The 15,516-nt window shown below is 64.0% G+C and carries 16 protein-coding genes and 1 pseudogene; 5 read left to right on the forward strand and 12 right to left on the reverse strand.

Annotated elements, in window-relative coordinates; translation table 11 throughout:
• From NK214_RS04830 to NK214_RS04840, 3 genes and pseudogenes are all read right to left on the reverse strand, one after another.
• A pseudogene (locus NK214_RS04830) lies at nt 1-184 on the reverse strand (transporter); the annotation flags it as partial.
• Nucleotides 177-3,323: an efflux RND transporter permease subunit gene (locus tag NK214_RS04835; RefSeq protein ID WP_107801063.1), complete on the reverse strand. Its 3,147-nt coding sequence runs from the start codon at nt 3,321-3,323 to the stop codon at nt 177-179. The gene NK214_RS04835 and the pseudogene NK214_RS04830, both read right to left, overlap by 8 nt.
• 19 nt (nt 3,324-3,342) lie before the next feature.
• Complete coding sequence (locus NK214_RS04840; RefSeq protein WP_227105658.1) at nt 3,343-4,533, reverse strand: efflux RND transporter periplasmic adaptor subunit; 1,191 nt, start codon at nt 4,531-4,533, stop codon at nt 3,343-3,345.
• A gap of 197 nt (nt 4,534-4,730) precedes the next feature.
• Between NK214_RS04840 and NK214_RS04845 the strand changes: the two genes are divergently transcribed.
• From NK214_RS04845 to murA, 5 genes are all read left to right on the forward strand, one after another.
• A complete protein-coding gene (locus NK214_RS04845; RefSeq protein WP_107801062.1) occupies nt 4,731-5,396 on the forward strand; it encodes a TetR family transcriptional regulator in 666 nt (221 codons plus the stop codon).
• A 69-nt stretch (nt 5,397-5,465) separates the two neighbouring features.
• Nucleotides 5,466-6,371, forward strand: a complete 906-nt coding sequence (locus NK214_RS04850) for an ABC transporter ATP-binding protein (RefSeq protein WP_107801061.1) — start codon at nt 5,466-5,468, stop codon at nt 6,369-6,371.
• Nucleotides 6,368-7,123 (forward strand): ABC transporter permease, encoded by a 756-nt coding sequence (locus tag NK214_RS04855; RefSeq protein WP_107801060.1) that lies wholly within the window; start codon nt 6,368-6,370, stop codon nt 7,121-7,123. The genes NK214_RS04850 and NK214_RS04855 overlap by 4 nt, the downstream gene beginning before the upstream one ends.
• A 20-nt stretch (nt 7,124-7,143) precedes the next feature.
• Complete coding sequence (locus NK214_RS04860) at nt 7,144-7,392, forward strand: BolA family protein (RefSeq protein ID WP_048407933.1); 249 nt, start codon at nt 7,144-7,146, stop codon at nt 7,390-7,392.
• Between the two features lie 6 nt (nt 7,393-7,398).
• Nucleotides 7,399-8,652 carry a UDP-N-acetylglucosamine 1-carboxyvinyltransferase gene (gene murA / locus NK214_RS04865; RefSeq protein ID WP_253313867.1) on the forward strand — a complete coding sequence of 418 codons (1,254 nt, stop codon included), beginning with the start codon at nt 7,399-7,401 and terminating at the stop codon, nt 8,650-8,652.
• A gap of 71 nt (nt 8,653-8,723) precedes the next feature.
• Here the strand turns inward: murA and NK214_RS04870 are convergent, their stop codons facing one another.
• From NK214_RS04870 to dapC, 9 genes are all read right to left on the reverse strand, one after another.
• The gene (locus tag NK214_RS04870; RefSeq protein WP_107801058.1) at nt 8,724-9,059 is read right to left on the reverse strand and encodes a zinc ribbon domain-containing protein YjdM; all 336 of its coding nucleotides are present in this window, start codon (nt 9,057-9,059) and stop codon (nt 8,724-8,726) included.
• Between the two features lie 66 nt (nt 9,060-9,125).
• Nucleotides 9,126-9,908: a VacJ family lipoprotein gene (locus tag NK214_RS04875; protein ID WP_107801057.1), complete on the reverse strand. Its 783-nt coding sequence runs from the start codon at nt 9,906-9,908 to the stop codon at nt 9,126-9,128.
• A gap of 16 nt (nt 9,909-9,924) precedes the next feature.
• Nucleotides 9,925-10,218 carry an STAS domain-containing protein gene (locus NK214_RS04880; RefSeq protein WP_253313868.1) on the reverse strand — a complete coding sequence of 98 codons (294 nt, stop codon included), beginning with the start codon at nt 10,216-10,218 and terminating at the stop codon, nt 9,925-9,927.
• On the reverse strand, nt 10,218-10,844 hold the full coding sequence (locus tag NK214_RS04885; protein WP_107801055.1) for a phospholipid-binding protein MlaC: 627 nt from the start codon (nt 10,842-10,844) through the stop codon (nt 10,218-10,220). Before NK214_RS04885 ends, NK214_RS04880 begins: the two co-directional genes overlap by 1 nt.
• Nucleotides 10,845-10,933: 89 nt before the next feature.
• Nucleotides 10,934-11,407, reverse strand: a complete 474-nt coding sequence (mlaD, locus tag NK214_RS04890; RefSeq protein ID WP_253313869.1) for an outer membrane lipid asymmetry maintenance protein MlaD — start codon at nt 11,405-11,407, stop codon at nt 10,934-10,936.
• 11 nt (nt 11,408-11,418) lie between these two features.
• Nucleotides 11,419-12,204 carry a lipid asymmetry maintenance ABC transporter permease subunit MlaE gene (mlaE, locus tag NK214_RS04895; protein WP_107801053.1) on the reverse strand — a complete coding sequence of 262 codons (786 nt, stop codon included), beginning with the start codon at nt 12,202-12,204 and terminating at the stop codon, nt 11,419-11,421.
• The gene (locus NK214_RS04900; RefSeq protein ID WP_253313870.1) at nt 12,197-13,015 is read right to left on the reverse strand and encodes an ATP-binding cassette domain-containing protein; all 819 of its coding nucleotides are present in this window, start codon (nt 13,013-13,015) and stop codon (nt 12,197-12,199) included. The genes mlaE and NK214_RS04900 overlap by 8 nt, the downstream gene beginning before the upstream one ends.
• 380 nt (nt 13,016-13,395) lie before the next feature.
• Nucleotides 13,396-14,217, reverse strand: coding sequence for a 2,3,4,5-tetrahydropyridine-2,6-dicarboxylate N-succinyltransferase (gene dapD / locus NK214_RS04905; RefSeq protein ID WP_253313946.1), 822 nt, complete (start codon nt 14,215-14,217; stop codon nt 13,396-13,398).
• A gap of 84 nt (nt 14,218-14,301) precedes the next feature.
• Nucleotides 14,302-15,504: a succinyldiaminopimelate transaminase gene (dapC, locus tag NK214_RS04910; RefSeq protein WP_253313871.1), complete on the reverse strand. Its 1,203-nt coding sequence runs from the start codon at nt 15,502-15,504 to the stop codon at nt 14,302-14,304.
• Nucleotides 15,505-15,516 lie beyond the last annotated feature (12 nt).

Below are 15,516 nucleotides of genomic sequence, written 5' to 3' on the forward strand. Positions count from 1 at the left end.
CTTGGGCGATCAACTGATCCAGCACCGGATCGTTGAACTGCTTCCACCAGTCCAGGGCGATGGCCGGGTTCTGGGCCTGGGCGCTGTCCGGCAGCTCCAGTTTGGGGCGACTGTAGTCGGGGCCGACCGCGCAAGCGGTCAGCGCCAGCGCCACCAATGAGGGAATCAGGGCGCGTTTAAGCATCGGCCTTGTCTCCTGCCTCGGCCGCGGGCTGAGGCTGTTTCGGTTTGCTGAACTTCATGATGAGCATGAAGAACATCGGGATGAAGAAGGTGGCGATGAAGGTGGCGGCCAACATGCCGCCCACCACGCCGGTGCCGATCGAGTGGCGGCTGGCGGAGCCGGCGCCGCTGGAGATGGCCAAGGGCATGCAACCCAGCACGAAGGCCAGCGAAGTCATCACGATGGGGCGGAAGCGCAGTTTGGCGGCCTCGATGGCGGCTTCGACCACGCTTAGGCCTTCTTCTTCCATTTGTTGGACGGCGAACTCCACGATCAGGATCGCGTTCTTGGCCGATAGGCCGATCAGCGTCACCAAGGCCACCTGGAAGTAGACGTCGTTGGCGAGTCCGCGCATCCAGTTGGCCATCAGCGCGCCGAACATGGCGAAAGGCACCGCCATCAGCACGCTGATAGGCAGGCTCCAGCGTTCGTACTGCGCCGCCAGGATCAGGAACACCATGATCATGCCGAAGCCGAACACCACGGCGGAAGAACCGCTGGTGGATTTCTCCTGGAAGGCGGAACCGGTCCACGCCAGGGTGTAGCCGTCGGGCAAGGTGTCCTTGGCCACGGCTTCCAGCACGTTCAACGCCTCGCCGGAGCTGAAGCCGGGCGCGGGACCGCCCACCAGCTTGGCCGCCGGGAAGATGTTGAAACGCTCCAGGCTTTCCGGACCGGTGGTGTGCTTGATGGTCACCAGCGCCGTCAGCGGGATCATATTGCCGTCCTGCGAACGCACATAGATATTGCGCAGGTCTTCAACCCGGGTGCGGAAATCCGCCTCCGATTGCAGCTGCACGCGGAAGGTGCGGCCGAACTTGTTGAAGTCGTTGACGTACAGCGCGCCGAAGGTGCTCTGCATGGTGTCGAACACGGTGTTGACCGGCACGCCCAGGGACTTGGCCTTGGCCCGATCCAGCTTGACGTAGATCTGCGGCACGCTGGCGGAGAAGGTGGTTTGCACCCCTTTCAGTTCCGGGCGTTTGGCGGCCGCGGCCACCAGTTTCTTGGTGACTTCGCCCAGTTCCACGGAGCTGGCGCCGCCGCGGCTTTGCACATAGGCCTCGAAACCGCCGGTGTTGGACATGCCGGAGATCGGCGGCGGGTTGAAGGCCAGCACGATGCCGTCGGTGATGCCCATCATGCCCTTGGCGAAGGTGTCGCCCACCACGGCCTGAGACGACAGGTTGGGCGTTTTGCGCTCATCCCACGGTTTCAGGGTGATGAAGGACACGCCGGCGTTGGTCTTGTTGCCGCCGGTCAGGATGTCGAAGCCGGCGAAGCTCATCACGTCCTGGACCGCCGGGTTCTTGCTGGTCATCGCGTCCAGTTTGGTCATGGTGGCCGAGGTGCGCTGCATCGACGCGCCGTCCGGCAGGAAGGCGGCGGCGATGATGTAGCCCTGGTCCTCGTCCGGCGCCAGGCTGGACGGGATGATGCGGAACAGGCCAACGCAGATGGCGATCAGGCCGGCGAACAGCAGGATGCCCACCGCGCTGCGCTTGATCAGGAACACCACGCCGCGGGAATAACCCTGGGTCAGGCGATCGAACCAGTTGTTGAACCAGACGAAGAAGCGGGCCGGATGCTGATGGCCTTCCTTCAACAGCAGCGCGCACAGCGCCGGGGTCAGGGTCAGGGCCACCAGGCCGGAAATCGACACCGACACCGCGATGGTGATGGCGAACTGCTTGTACATCTGGCCGGCGATGCCGCCGAGGAAGGCCACCGGGATGAACACCGAGCACAGCACCAGCACGATGGCCACCAGCGCGCCGGACACTTCATCCATCGCCTTGAAGCTGGCTTGCAGCGGCGACAGCTTTTCCTGGGTCATCAGGCGTTCGACGTTTTCCAGCACCACGATGGCGTCGTCCACCACGATGCCGATGGCCAGCACCAGGCCGAACAGCGTCAGGGTGTTGATGGTGAAGCCGAAGGCGTACATGCCGGCGAAGGTGCCGATGATGGAGACGGGCACCGCCAGGCAGGGAATCAGGGTTGCGCGCCAGTTCTGCAGGAACAGGAACACCACCAGGAATACCAGCACCATGGCTTCGGCCAGCGTGGAGTACACCTCTTTGATCGACACTTCCACGAACTTGGTGGTGTCGTAAGGGATGGCGTAGTTCAGGCCTTTGGGGAAGCTCACCGCCAGCTTCTGCATCGTCTGTTCCACGGCTTGCGCGGTGGCCAGCTGGTTGGCGCCGGGCGCCAGGAAGATGCCGATCGGGATGGTGGGCCGGCCGTTGTGCGTGCCGGTGAAGTCATAGGACAAGGCGCCCAGTTCCACGCGCGCCACATCCTTCAGCCGCACGGCGGAGCCGTCCGGGTTGGAGCGCACGATGATGTTCTCGAACTCTTCCGGTTCGGACAGGCGGCCCTGGGTGGTCACGGTGTAGGTGAAGTCCTGCTTGCCTTTGACCGGTTCCGCGCCCACCTTGCCGGCGGCGAACTGAGCGTTCTGCTCGCGGATGGCGGCGGCCACGTCGCTGGGCGTCAGCTTGAGCTGAGCCAGGCGATCGGGCTTCAGCCAGACGCGCATCGAGTAGTCCTGGCCGGCGAAGTTGATCACGTCGCCCACGCCCGGCACCCGCTTGAGCTCGTCCACCACGTTCAACAGCGCGTAGTTGCTGATGAACAGGGTGTCGTAGGTCTTGTCCGGCGAGAACAGCGAAATCACCTGCAGGAAGGCCGAGGACTTCTTGGTCACGTTGACGCCCTGCCGGCGGACTTCTTCCGGCAGCTGCGACAACACCGACTGCACGCGGTTGTTGACGTTGATGGTGGCCTGGTCGGCGTCGGTGCCGATCTTGAAGGTCACGCTCAACGACAGCTTGCCGCTGGAGGAGCTGGTGGACTGCACATAGAGCATGTCGTCCACGCCGTTGATCGCCTGTTCCAGCGGCGAAGCGACGGTGTTGGCGATCACCTCGGCGGAGGCGCCCGGGTAGCTCGCGCTCACCGAGATCATCGGCGGCACGATTTCCGGGTACTGCTCAATGGGCAATGCCTTGAGGGCGGCCAAGCCGGCCAGCGTGATCACGATGGAGATCACGCTGGCGAAGATGGGCCGCCTGATGAAAAAGGCGGAAAACATGGATGGTTACCCCTTTGCCTTATTGTTTGGGCGCGGCGGCGGGCGCGCTGGCGTCGGCCTTGAACGGATGCGGCTTCACATCGGCGCCCGGGCGCAGCTTGATGATGTTGTCCACCACCACTTTGTCGCCGGCTTTCAGGCCGCTTTCCACCAATACGTTCAGACCCACGTCCTGGGACACGGTGATGGGACGCGGCTGCACCTTGTTGTCGGCGCCGACGACCCAGACCATCTTGCCCTGCTGCGAGGTCAGCACCGCGCGCTGCGGCACGGCGATGGCGTTGCTGCGTTGGGCGCCTTGCAGGATCACGCGCACGAACTGGCCGGGCAGAATGCTGCCGTCCGGGTTGGCGAAGGTGGCCCGCGAACGGATGGTGCCGGTGCTGGCGTCCACCAGGCTGTCGGTGAAGTTCAGCCGGCCGCTCTTGCCGTAGGTGGAGCCGTCGGTCAGCTTCAGCTGCACGTTGAAGTGGCCGTTGGAGGCCAGCTTCAATTGGCCGGAGTCCTGCATCTTGCGCAGATTCATCATGTCGCTGTCGGACATGCTGAAATTGACGTAGACCGGGTCCAGCTGGGACACCTTGGTCAGCAGGCTGCCGTCGGCGCTGGTGGACACCAGGCTGCCTTCGGAACGGGTTTCCTGGCTGGTCATGCCGGAAATCGGCGCGGTGACGCGGGCGTAGCCAAGATTGATCTTGGCCTGCTGCACCTGGGCCTGGGCGGCGGCGACGGAAGCCTTGGCGGCTTCATAAGCGCTGACCGCGTCGTCGCGGTCTTTCTGGCTGACCGCGTTCTCTTTGAACAGCGGGCTGATGCGGTCGAAGTCCTGCTTGGTGCGTACCAGCTGAGCCTGTTGCACTTGCAGATTGCCCTGGGCCTGGTCCAGCGTCGCCTTCAACGGCTCCGGATCGATCTGGAACAACAAGTCGCCCTGTTTGACCGGCTTGCCTTCGGTATAGGCGCGCTTGAGCAGAATGCCGCCCACACGGGCGCGTACTTCCACTTCTCGCGAGCCTGCCGCCTGGCCGACGAATTCGAAGGAGACCGGCACATCGCTAGGGGTGATTTCAATCACGCCTACCGGCACCGGCGGCATGGCGCCGGCGTGCTGGTCGTTTTTTTGACCGCAGGCCATCAGGCTGGCGGCCAGAGCGGTGAGCAACAGCCAGTGCCCGCCTTTCTGGGCGAAGGTGTTTCCTTGCATCTTCATGGGATGTCCTCAGGAATGTGGGGGTATGAGTGTTATAAGTAAAAGGTACTGCAATTTTTCTTTGATAGTGGGAATTGATCGATCTTGAGTCGCGACATTTTACATACATGCGTGTACGTATGTAAAATGCTTCCAGCGACGCATTGTGTTATGGTGCGGGCTTCCGACAGACCCCTTTGATCAGCGATACGTTCAACATGGCACGCAAAACCCGGGAAGAAGCCGAACAAACGCGGCATCTGCTGCTGGATACGGCGGAGCAGCTTTTTAGCGAGAAGGGTGTCTCTAAAACGACACTGGCAGACATCGCCAGCGCGGCGGGATTGACGCGCGGCGCGGTGTATTGGCATTTCCAGAACAAGCTGGACTTGTACCGGGCGATGCTGGACAGGATGGGCGGGCAGTTTGATGACATCTGCGAGCAATTGTTGAGAACGGCACACTCGAGTCCGGCTCTGGCCTTGTGGAACCATAGCCACCGGCTGCTGACCATGATTGGGGAGAACCAACAGGTTCGTCGTATATTACTCATTCTGTTTATGCGTAGCGAGCATGTCGGCGAACTGGCTCCCATTCACGACGAGTGTGTTGCGCATATGCAAGAAACCCGCGAGCAATTGACCCTGGTGGTGCAGATGGCGGTGGATGCCGGCCAGACCTTGCCCTACGTGACGCCGGAGACGGTGGCCGAGGTGTTGCAGTCCATGCATCACGGCCTGATCAACCGCTGGCTGGCGGACGGCAGCCAGACCAATCTGGGCGAGAATGCCACGCAACTGTTGCAATATGTCTACCGTGGAATATTCCTGCCGGAAGTGATGGAAGAACTCTCCCCCTCAAGCGTAGCCCAGCGCTATAATTGACCTTTTTTGTCAAACCATTAGCGCCGTTGGCGGCTTCAGCCGCGCGGCGTTGTCGGTGTTACCTCTCTCATGCCCCAGGCTATTGAAATTCAGGCGGTGAGCAAGCGCTATGGCCAGCTGCAGGCGCTGGACCAGGTCGGCTTCACCGTTGCCCCCGGCGAATTCTTCGCCCTGCTCGGCCCCAACGGGGCCGGCAAGACCACGCTGATTTCCGCGATGGCAGGTTTGTCGCGGCCGGACAGCGGCAGCATCCGCATCATGGGCCACGACGTGGTCGGCGATTTCCGCGCCGCGCGCAAGGCGCTGGGCGTGGTGCCGCAGGAACTGGTGTTCGATCCCTTTCTGTCGGTGCGGGAAACGCTGCGCTTCCAGTCCGGCTACTTCGGCCTGGGCCGCAACGACGACTGGATCGACGAGTTGCTGTTCAAGCTGGGTCTGGCGGACAAGGCGCACAGCAATATGCGCGCCCTGTCCGGCGGCATGAAGCGCCGGGTGATGGTGGCCCAGGCGCTGGTGCACCGCCCGCCGGTCATCGTGTTGGACGAGCCCACCGCCGGCGTGGACGTGGAGCTGCGCCAGAGCCTGTGGGTGTTCGTGCAGGAACTGAACCGCGCCGGCCACACCATCGTGCTGACCACTCATTATCTGGAGGAGGCCGAGGCCTTGTGCTCGCGCATCGCCATGCTGAAGAAGGGCCGGCTGGTGGCGCTGGAGAACAAGGACAAGCTGCTGGCGCACAGCGCGCGCCGCGAAGTGGCCTTGCTGCTGTCCGGCGATTTGCCGGCGGCCTTGCTGCCTTTGAAGCTGCGCGACGAGGACCGCCGCGTGGTGTTGCAGCTGGAGCACCTGGGCCAGCTGGAAGCGGTGCTGACCGCGCTGCGCGAAGCGGCGGTGGAAGTGCGTGAACTGAACGTGGTGGAGACGGATCTGGAAAGCGTGTTCGTCAAGATGATGAATGGAGGGCCGCAGCCATGACCGGCTTCATGACCCTGTTCAAGAAAGAGCTGGTGCGCTTCTGGAAGGTGGCGTTCCAGACCGTGGCCGCGCCGGTGTTGACCGCGTTGATGTATCAACTGATCTTCGCCCATGTGTTGTCGCGCCATGTCGAGGCCTATCCGGGCATCAGCTACACCGCCTTCCTGATTCCGGGCCTGGCGATGATGTCGATGGCGCAGAACGCCTTCGCCAACAGCTCCAGCAGCCTGATCCAGTCCAAGATCACCGGCAACATCGTGTTCCTGCTGCTGCCGCCGCTGACCGCGCTGGAATTCTTCGGCGCCTATCTGCTGGCCTCCGTCGTGCGCGGCTTGGCCGTCGGCGCCGGGGTTTTGCTGATCACCGGCTGGTTCGGCCTGCCGCTGCCGGCTCAGCCGCTGTGGGCGTTGACCTTTGCCGTGCTGGGCTGCGGCGTGCTGGGCGCGCTGGGCATCCTGGCCGGCATCTGGGCGGAAAAGTTCGATCAACTGGCCGCCTTCCAGAACTTTCTGATCATGCCGCTGACTTTCCTGTCAGGCGTGTTCTATTCGATCAACAGCCTGCCGCCGTTCTGGTACGCCGCGTCTCATCTCAACCCGGTGTTCTACATGATAGACGGCTTCCGCTACGGCTTCTTCGGCCAGGCCGACGTCAGCCCCTGGCTGTCGGCCGGCGTGGTGGGCGGCAGCTTCGCCGTCTTGTCGGGCCTGACGCTCTGGCTGATCAAATCTGGCTATAAACTGCGCCATTGAGCGCATCCACGGGATTTCTCATGATTACTCCGCAACAAGTCAAACAGTACATCGAGGCCGGCCTGGCCTGTACCCATCTGGAAGTGGAAGGCGACGGCCACCACTTCTACGCCACCATCGTGTCGGCGGCTTTCGAGGGCAAGCGCCTGATCGACCGCCACCGCCTGGTCAAGGAGGTGATCGCCACCCGCCTGGCCAGCAATGAAATTCACGCTCTGTCCATCGTCAAGGCCGCCACGCCGGACGAATGGCAAAAACTGCAAGGCTGATCCGTCATGGATAAATTGAAAATCATCGGCAACGGTCCGATCAACGGCGAGATCCGCGTTTCCGGCGCCAAGAACGCCGCCCTGCCCATTCTGTGCGCCAGTCTGTTGACCGGCGACACCATGCGCTTCACCAATGTGCCGATGTTGCGCGACATCGCCACCACCCAGAAGCTGCTGCAAGGCATGGGGGTGCGGGTGATGACGGACAATGTGCACGAGATGGAAATCACCGCCGGCCATCTGGACAGCCTGGTGGCGCCGTACGATCTGGTGAAGACCATGCGCGCGTCCATCCTGGTGCTGGGCCCGACGCTGGCGCGCTTCGGCGAGGCCACGGTGTCCCTGCCGGGCGGCTGCGCCATCGGCAGCCGGCCGGTGGATCAGCACATCAAGGGCCTGGTGGCGATGGGCGCCGAGGTCAGCATCGAGCACGGCTACGTCAAGGCCAAGGCCCGCCGCCTGCGCGGCGCGCGCATCATCATGGACATGGTGACCGTGGGCGGCACCGAGAACCTGTTGATGGCGGCGACGCTGGCCGAGGGCACCACCGTGTTGGAAAACGCCGCGCGCGAACCGGAAGTGACCGATCTGGCCAACTGTCTGGTGGCCATGGGCGCCAAGATCGGCGGCATCGGCACGGACCGGCTGGTGATCGAGGGCGTGGAGCGTCTGCACGGCGCGGATTACGCGGTGATGCCGGACCGCATCGAGGCGGGCACCTTCCTGGTGGCCGGCGCGATGACGCGCGGCCACATCGTGCTGCGCAACGCCGCGCCCAAGAGCATGGAAGCGGTGCTGGACAAGCTGGCCGAAACCGGCGCGGTGGTGGAGTGCGGCGACGACTGGATCTCGCTGGACATGAAGCGCCGTCCGCAGGCGGTGAACTTCCGCACCTTGCCTTACCCGGCTTTCCCCACCGACATGCAGGCCCAGCTGATGACGCTGAACTGCGTGGCCGAGGGCGCCGGCGTGGTGACCGAAACCATTTTCGAAAACCGCTTCATGCACGTGCCCGAGCTGAACCGCATGGGCGCCAATATCGAAGTGGAAGGCAACACCGCCATCATCAAGGGCGTGGAGAAGCTGTCCGGCGCCACGGTGATGGCCACCGATCTGCGCGCGTCGGCCAGCCTGGTGATCGCCGGCCTGGTGGCCGAGGGCGAGACCATCGTCGATCGCATCTACCACCTGGACCGCGGCTACGAGCATATCGAGAAGAAGCTGGGCGCGGTAGGCGCGCTGATCGAACGGATCAGTTAAGCGTAAGCTTTGCCCCTGCAATGAAAAACGCCACGGCTCAGGCCGTGGCGTTTTGTTTTGGTGCGCGGGATTTACGCTTTCTTGACGAATTCGGACTTCAGGCTCATCGCGCCGATGCCGTCGATCTTGCAATCGATGTCGTGGTCGCCGTCGACCAGGCGGATGTTCTTCACCTTGGTGCCCACTTTCACCACCAGGGAGGAGCCTTTGACTTTCAGATCCTTGATCACGGTGACGCTGTCGCCGTCCTGCAGCACATTGCCGTTGGCGTCCTTGATCACGCGGGCCTCTTCGGACGGCGCGGCCTGCTCGTTCCATTCGTGCGCGCACTCCGGGCAGACATACATCGCGCCATCCTGATAGGTGTATTCGGATTTGCATTGCGGACAGGCTGGCAGATTGCTCATGGCGTTTCCTGTTGATAAGTAAAAAGGAAGGCCGCCGGCCAGTGGCCGGCGGCGGAGAGAGTGGGTTTACTGCGCGGCGGAGGCCGCTGTCTTGTCGCCGGGCGCCGTCGCGGCGGGCGAGTCGACCAGTTCGTCCAGGCTGAAGGTGTCCGCCGGCTGGGTGGGGTTGGGCAGGCCCAGCTGCTGCGCGCGCAACTGCATATAGGCGTCGCGGGTGTAGCTGTACGGGTCCAGCGCCGCGGTGCTGAGCATGGCTTCCACGCCCAGGTAGCGGGCGCGGGTGTTCACGCCGTACAGGCCGTAGAAGCCCACCGCCTGCCAGGTGGTGTCGTAGAACATTTTTTCCGGGCCCGGGCCGGCCAGCGAGGCGGTCAGGCCGGCGCCGTCGCGCACGGTGGAGGGGCCGAAGAAGGGCAGCACCAGATAGTTGCTGTCGTGCCAGCCCCAGGCGGCGAAGGTGTCGCCCAGCGTGGTCTTGTTGTTCTTCAGGCCGGCCTGGCTGGCGATGTCGATCAGGCCGAACAGGCCGAAGCCGGTGTTCATCGCCACTCGCATCACGTCGTTCAGCGCTTTTTCCGGCTCGGCGCGCAAGGCGTTGGACAGCGCGCTGTAGACGTCTTTGAGATTGTCGAAGAAATTGCTGACGCCGGTGCGCACCGGCGACGGCGTGACGGCCTTGTAGCCCTCGGCCACCGGCTTGATCACGTAGCGGTCGGCGGTGTCGTTGACCTGGTACATGGCGCGGTTATAGGGCTCGAAGCGGTCGTAAGGCACCGTCGGGTTGCTGGCGCAGCCGGCCAGCAGCAGCGAGAGCGCCAGGCCGGTCAGCGCGGGTTTCAGGGACGACATAAATCCTCTCCGCATATCAATCCGCCGCCGGGGCGGACAGCAGCTCCGCCAGCGAGTAAAGGTCCAGCAAGGCGCTGAGCCCGTTCGGCCAGTTTTCCAGCGACAGGGCGTGGCCGGCGGCGTCGGCGGCGCGGCGCGCGCCGAGCAACAGGGCCAGCGCGGCCGAGTCGGCGCCGGTCACGCCGGACAGATCCAGGCGCAAGGGCGCTTCGCCGGCGAGCTTGGCCAGCGGCGCGGCGAAGGGGCCGCAGCTGTCCATGTTCAGTTGGCCGCTGAGCCGGGCCTGGCCGGGGGCGGTGCGTTCCAGCATCAGGCGTTGCCCTTGGCGGGCGCGGCGGCGGCCGGCGCCGCGTTCTTGTTCTGCAGCAGCTTGATCAGGCCGTCCACGCCGCTTTTGCGCACTTCTTCGTTGAAGGAGTTGCGATAGACGGTGACCAGGCTGGCGCCTTCCACGCTAACGTTATAGATCTTCCAGCCTTGCGCGCCCTTGTTCAGCGAATAATCCACCGCCACCGGGTTGGCGTTGCCCGGCAGGGTCACCGTGGTTTTCACGGTGGCGTCGCGGTCGCCGTTGCTCATCAGCGGGTTGGGCTTGACGTCGACCTGGGCGGTCTTGAAGCGGGTCATGGTCGCGGAATAGGTGCGCACCAGCAGGGTCTGGAATTGCTGGGTCAGTTGCGCGCGCTGTTCGGCGCTGGCCTGACGCCAGCCCAGGCCCACGGCCAGCGCGGTCATGCGCGGGAAGTCGAACATCGGCACCGCCACCGCTTCCGCCTGCAGGCGGATTTGCTTGGTGTTCTTGCCGTTGTCCTGTTTCAGCACTTCCAGCACCTGGCGGGAAGCGTCCTTGATCACGTCGGTGGGGGTGTCGCCGGCGGCTTGGGCCGCGGCGGACAGGCCGAACAGCAGACAGCAGAATGCGAGCAGTTTTTTCATCTTTTTTCCAATCGATTGCGAGTGAGCCGGCGGCGCGGGCAGCGCGCCGGCCGGCAGTGTGTTGCGGGGTGCCCCGTCTTTGTGCCGCGCTATTTGTCAGCGCTCTTGTTGCTATCGGTAAAGCCCGTCATGAACTTGCCGATCAATTGTTCCAGCACCATGGCCGAGGAGGTGATGGTGATGGTGCCGCCCGGGGCCAGATTGGTTTCCGAGCCGCCTTGCAGCATGCCGATATATTGTTCGCCCAGCAGGCCGGCGGTCAGGATGGACGCGCTGGCGTCGTCGCTGATCTGATAGGTCTTGTCAATATTCAGAGTCACGCGGGCGCGATAAGTTTTCGGGTTGAGCCGGATGTCGGCCACGCGTCCGATCACCACGCCGGCTTCCTTGACCGGCGCTTTGACCTTCAGTCCGCCGACGTTGTCGAAGTCGGCGTAGAGCACATAGGTCTGGTTGGCGCTTTGCGGGACCAGATTGGCCACTTTCAGCGACAGAAAGGTGACGGCGGCAATGCCCAGCGCCACGAAAATGCCTACCCACAAGTCAATAGTAGAGCGTTTCATTCGGGTTTTTCCTAGAACATGAAGGCGGTCAGGATGAAATCCAGCGCCAGGATGACCAATGCGGAGGTGACCACGGTCCGGGTGGTGGCGGCGGACACGCCGCTGGCCGTCGGAGTGGCGTCATAGCCTTCGAACACGGCGATCAGGGTGACGGCGACGCCGAAGCACAGGCTCTTGATCAGTCCGTTGACCACATCGAAATGCAGATCGACGTTGGCCTGCATCTGCGACCAGAAGGTGCCGACGTCCAGGCCTATCATCACCACGCCCACCAGGTAGCCGCCGAAGATGCCGACCACGTTGAACAGTGCGGCCAGGATGGGCATGGAGATCACGCCGGCCCAGAAGCGCGGCGCCACGACGCGGGCGATCGGATCGACCGCCATCACGCTCATCGCGTCCAGTTGCTCCGTGGTTTTCATCAGGCCGATTTCGGCCGTCATCGCGCTGCCGGCGCGGCTGGCGAACAAGAGCGCGGCCAGCACCGGGCCCAATTCGCGCAGCAGGGCCAGCGCCACCACCGCGCCCAGCGCGTCGGAGGAGCCGAATTTGGCGAGGGTGCTGTAGCCCTGCAGGCCCAGCACCATGCCGACGAAGAGGCCGGACACCAGGATGATGATCAAGGACATCACGCCGGCGAAGTAGACCTCGCGTATGGTCAGCTGCGGCCGCAGCAGGCTTTGGCCGCTGCCCCGCAGGATGGCCACCAGAAAGCGGCAGGCGAAGCCCAGCCGCCAGACGGCGTTGATGGCGAGATGGCCTAGTCTGCGCAAGGGCGCGGCGATCAGGTCAAGCATGGCGGCCTCCGTTGAGTCCCAGGTCGTCGGCGAGCGAGCGCTCCGCCGGATAGGCGTAACGCACCGGGCCGTCGGCCTCGCCCCAGATGAATTGGTGCACCCATGGCGAATCCGAATTGCGCACCTGGTCCGGCGTGCCCTGGGCGACGATTTCGCCGCCGGCGACGAAGAGCACGTGGTCCACGATCTCCAGCGATTTGTGCACGTCGTGGGTGACCATCACCGCGGTGGTGCCCAGCGCGTGGTTGAGCTTCTTGATCAGGTGGGCGATCACGCCCAGCGAGATTGGGTCCAGGCCGGTGAAGGGTTCGTCGTACAGCATCAGCTGCGGGTCCAGCGCGATGGCGCGCGCCAACGCCACCCGACGCGCCATGCCGCCGGACAGTTCGGCCGGCATCAGCTGCTGGGTGCCGCGCAGGCCGACCGCTTCCAGCTTCATGGTCACCAGGTCGCGGATCATGCTGTCCGGCAACTTGGTGTGCTCGCGAATGGGGAAGGCGACGTTGTCGAACACCGACAGATCGGTGAACAGCGCGCCGAACTGGAACAACATGCCCATGCGGCGGCGGTGTTGATAAAGTTCGGCGGCGCTCATTTTGGCGACGCTCTTGCCGTCCACCAGCACCTCGCCGCTTTGCGGCCGGTTCTGGCCCGAGATCAGCCGCAGCAGCGTGGTCTTGCCGCTGCCGCTGCCGCCCATGACGGCCACCAGCTTGCCGCGCGGAATCGCGAGGTTGAGGTTTTTCAGAATGGGTCGTTCGCCATAGGCGAAGCTGACGTTTCTGAACTCGATGAAATTGTCAGAAGACACAAGTTTTCCAGATAGCATGCGTGAAGCCGCGGACGGCTTCGGTTGAAACGGCGGACCCGGAGCGGTGCGATGGCGGGCCGTTCAGGCAAAGCGGCTCTTGAAGCCCGTCACCCAAGCCCTGGCGTTGCGCTGCGCCTTGGCTGGCGGCGCTTCACGGCCTGGGCTGAGCGGTGCTTGGAGAGCGGCCGCTTTTTTGCCGATTCTTTTCGAACTGGAGATTTTATAGACTTGTCGTGGACTAGCCAAATTTCAACAGCATTCGCGATGCAAATATGCTGCATTGCAATGCGGCCGGAGACGCCGAGAGGCGACGACGGAGGGGAGAAAAGGCGAACGGCGGGCGAGCCGACCGTCCGCCCGAGCCGGCGGACGGCGGGGCCTTACACGCCGCGCAGCAGCTCGTTGATGCTGGTCTTGCTGCGAGTCTGAGCGTCCACTTTCTTGACGATCACCGCGCAGTACAGGCTGTGGCTGCCGTCCTTGCTGGGCAGGTTGCCGGACACCACCACCGAGCCCGGCGGCACGCGGCCGTAGCTGACTTCGCCGGTTTCGCGGTCGTAGATCTTGGTGGATTGGCCGATGTAGACGCCCATGGAGATTACCGAGCCTTCGCCTACGATCACGCCTTCGACGATTTCCGAACGCGCGCCGATGAAGCAGTTGTCTTCGATGATGGTGGGGTTGGCCTGCAGCGGTTCCAGCACGCCGCCGATGCCGACGCCGCCGGACAGGTGAACGTTCTTGCCGATCTGGGCGCAGGAGCCGACGGTGGCCCAGGTGTCCACCATCGCGCCTTCGTCGACGTAGGCGCCGATATTGACGTAGGACGGCATCAGCACGGTGTTCTTGGCGATGAAGCTGCCCTTGCGCGCCACCGCGCCCGGCACCACGCGGAAACCGGCTTCCTGGAAGCGGGCCGGGTTCCAGTCGGCGAACTTGGTGTCGACCTTGTCGAAGTAGCGGTTGACGCCGTCGTCGGAGATTTCATTGTCGTGGATGCGGAAAGACAGCAGCACCGCCTTCTTCACCCACTGGTTCACCACCCAGTCGGCGCCCTGTTTTTCCGCCACGCGCAGGCGGCCGGCGTCCAGCTCGGCGATCACCTGGCCGATGGCGGCCTTCAGTTCGGCGGAGACGGTGGCGGGCGTGATCTCGGCGCGCTTCTCAAACGCTTCTTCGATCAGGGTCTGGATCGGATGCATGGTGTTCAGTCCTTTGGCAATGTGGATGGAAGTCGTCATTCAATTCGCTTTCAAGCGGCCGCGCCGGAGGCGGGCCGCGTGGATTCAGGGGGTCTGGCGCTGCCGGCGCTCGGCGAAGGCGACGATGCGCTCGACGCCGGCCACGCATTCCTCCAGCGTGGCCACCAGCGCGACGCGGACATAGCCGGCGCCGGGATTGACGCCGTGGGCCTCGCGCGCCAGGTAGCTGCCGGGCAGCACGGTGACGTGTTCTTCGGCGAACAGCGCCTTGGCGAAGTCTACATCATTCCCGTCCGGCACCTTGGCCCACAGGTAGAAACCAGCGTCCGGGCGGCGCACTTCCAGCCCCATCGCCAGCCGCGGGGTGACCGCGTCGAACTTGGCGATGTATTGCGCCCGGTTGGACTCGACGTGATCCTCGTCGTTCCAGGCCGCCACGCTGGCCGCCTGTATCGTCAGGCTCATCGCGCTGCCGTGGTAGGTGCGGTAGAGCAGGAATTTCGCCAGGAGCGCCGCGTCGCCGGCGACGAAGCCCGAGCGCATGCCGGGCACGTTGGAGCGCTTGGACAGGCTGGTGAACATCAGCAGCCGCTCAAAGCCGCGTCCCAGCTTGCTCGCCGCCTCCAGCCCGCCCAGCGGCGGCCGGCCGAAGTGGATTTCGGAATAGCACTCGTCGCTGGCGATGACGAAGCCGTAGCGGTCGGACAGCTGAAACAGGGTTTCCCAATCGGCCAGCGACATCACCGCGCCGGTGGGGTTGCCGGGGCTGCACACGATCACCAGCTGGGTGCGTGCCCACACCGACTCCGGCACCTGGCTCCAGTCCGGCTGGAAGCGCTGTTCGGCCAGGCAGTTGACATAGTGGGGCTCGGCGCCGGCCAACAGTGCCGCGCCTTCGTAAATCTGGTAAAAAGGATTCGGGGATATCACTACCGGCGCAGGCTCCGCGCTTGCGTCGATCACCGTCTGCACAAAAGCAAACAAGGCTTCACGGCTGCCGTTGACCGGCAGTATCTCGCTTTGCGCATCCAGGTTCAGGTCATAACGCCGCCGCATCCAGGCGGCGCAGGCCTGGCGCAGCGCTTCGCTGCCCAGCGTGGCCGGGTATTGCGACAAGCTGCCCAGATTGGCTATCAGCGCCTGTTCCACCAGCGCCGGCGTCGGGTGCTTGGGTTCGCCTATCGACAGGTTGATGTGCGCCTTGTCCGCGGGCGGCGTCGCGCCGGCGAGCAGGGCGCGCAGGCGTTGAAACGGATAGGGCTGCAATTGGGCCAGGCGAGGGTTCACGGGTATCTCCAG

Source organism: Chromobacterium sp. S0633, from assembly GCF_024158805.1.
Taxonomy (GTDB): Bacteria; Pseudomonadota; Gammaproteobacteria; order Burkholderiales; family Chromobacteriaceae; genus Chromobacterium.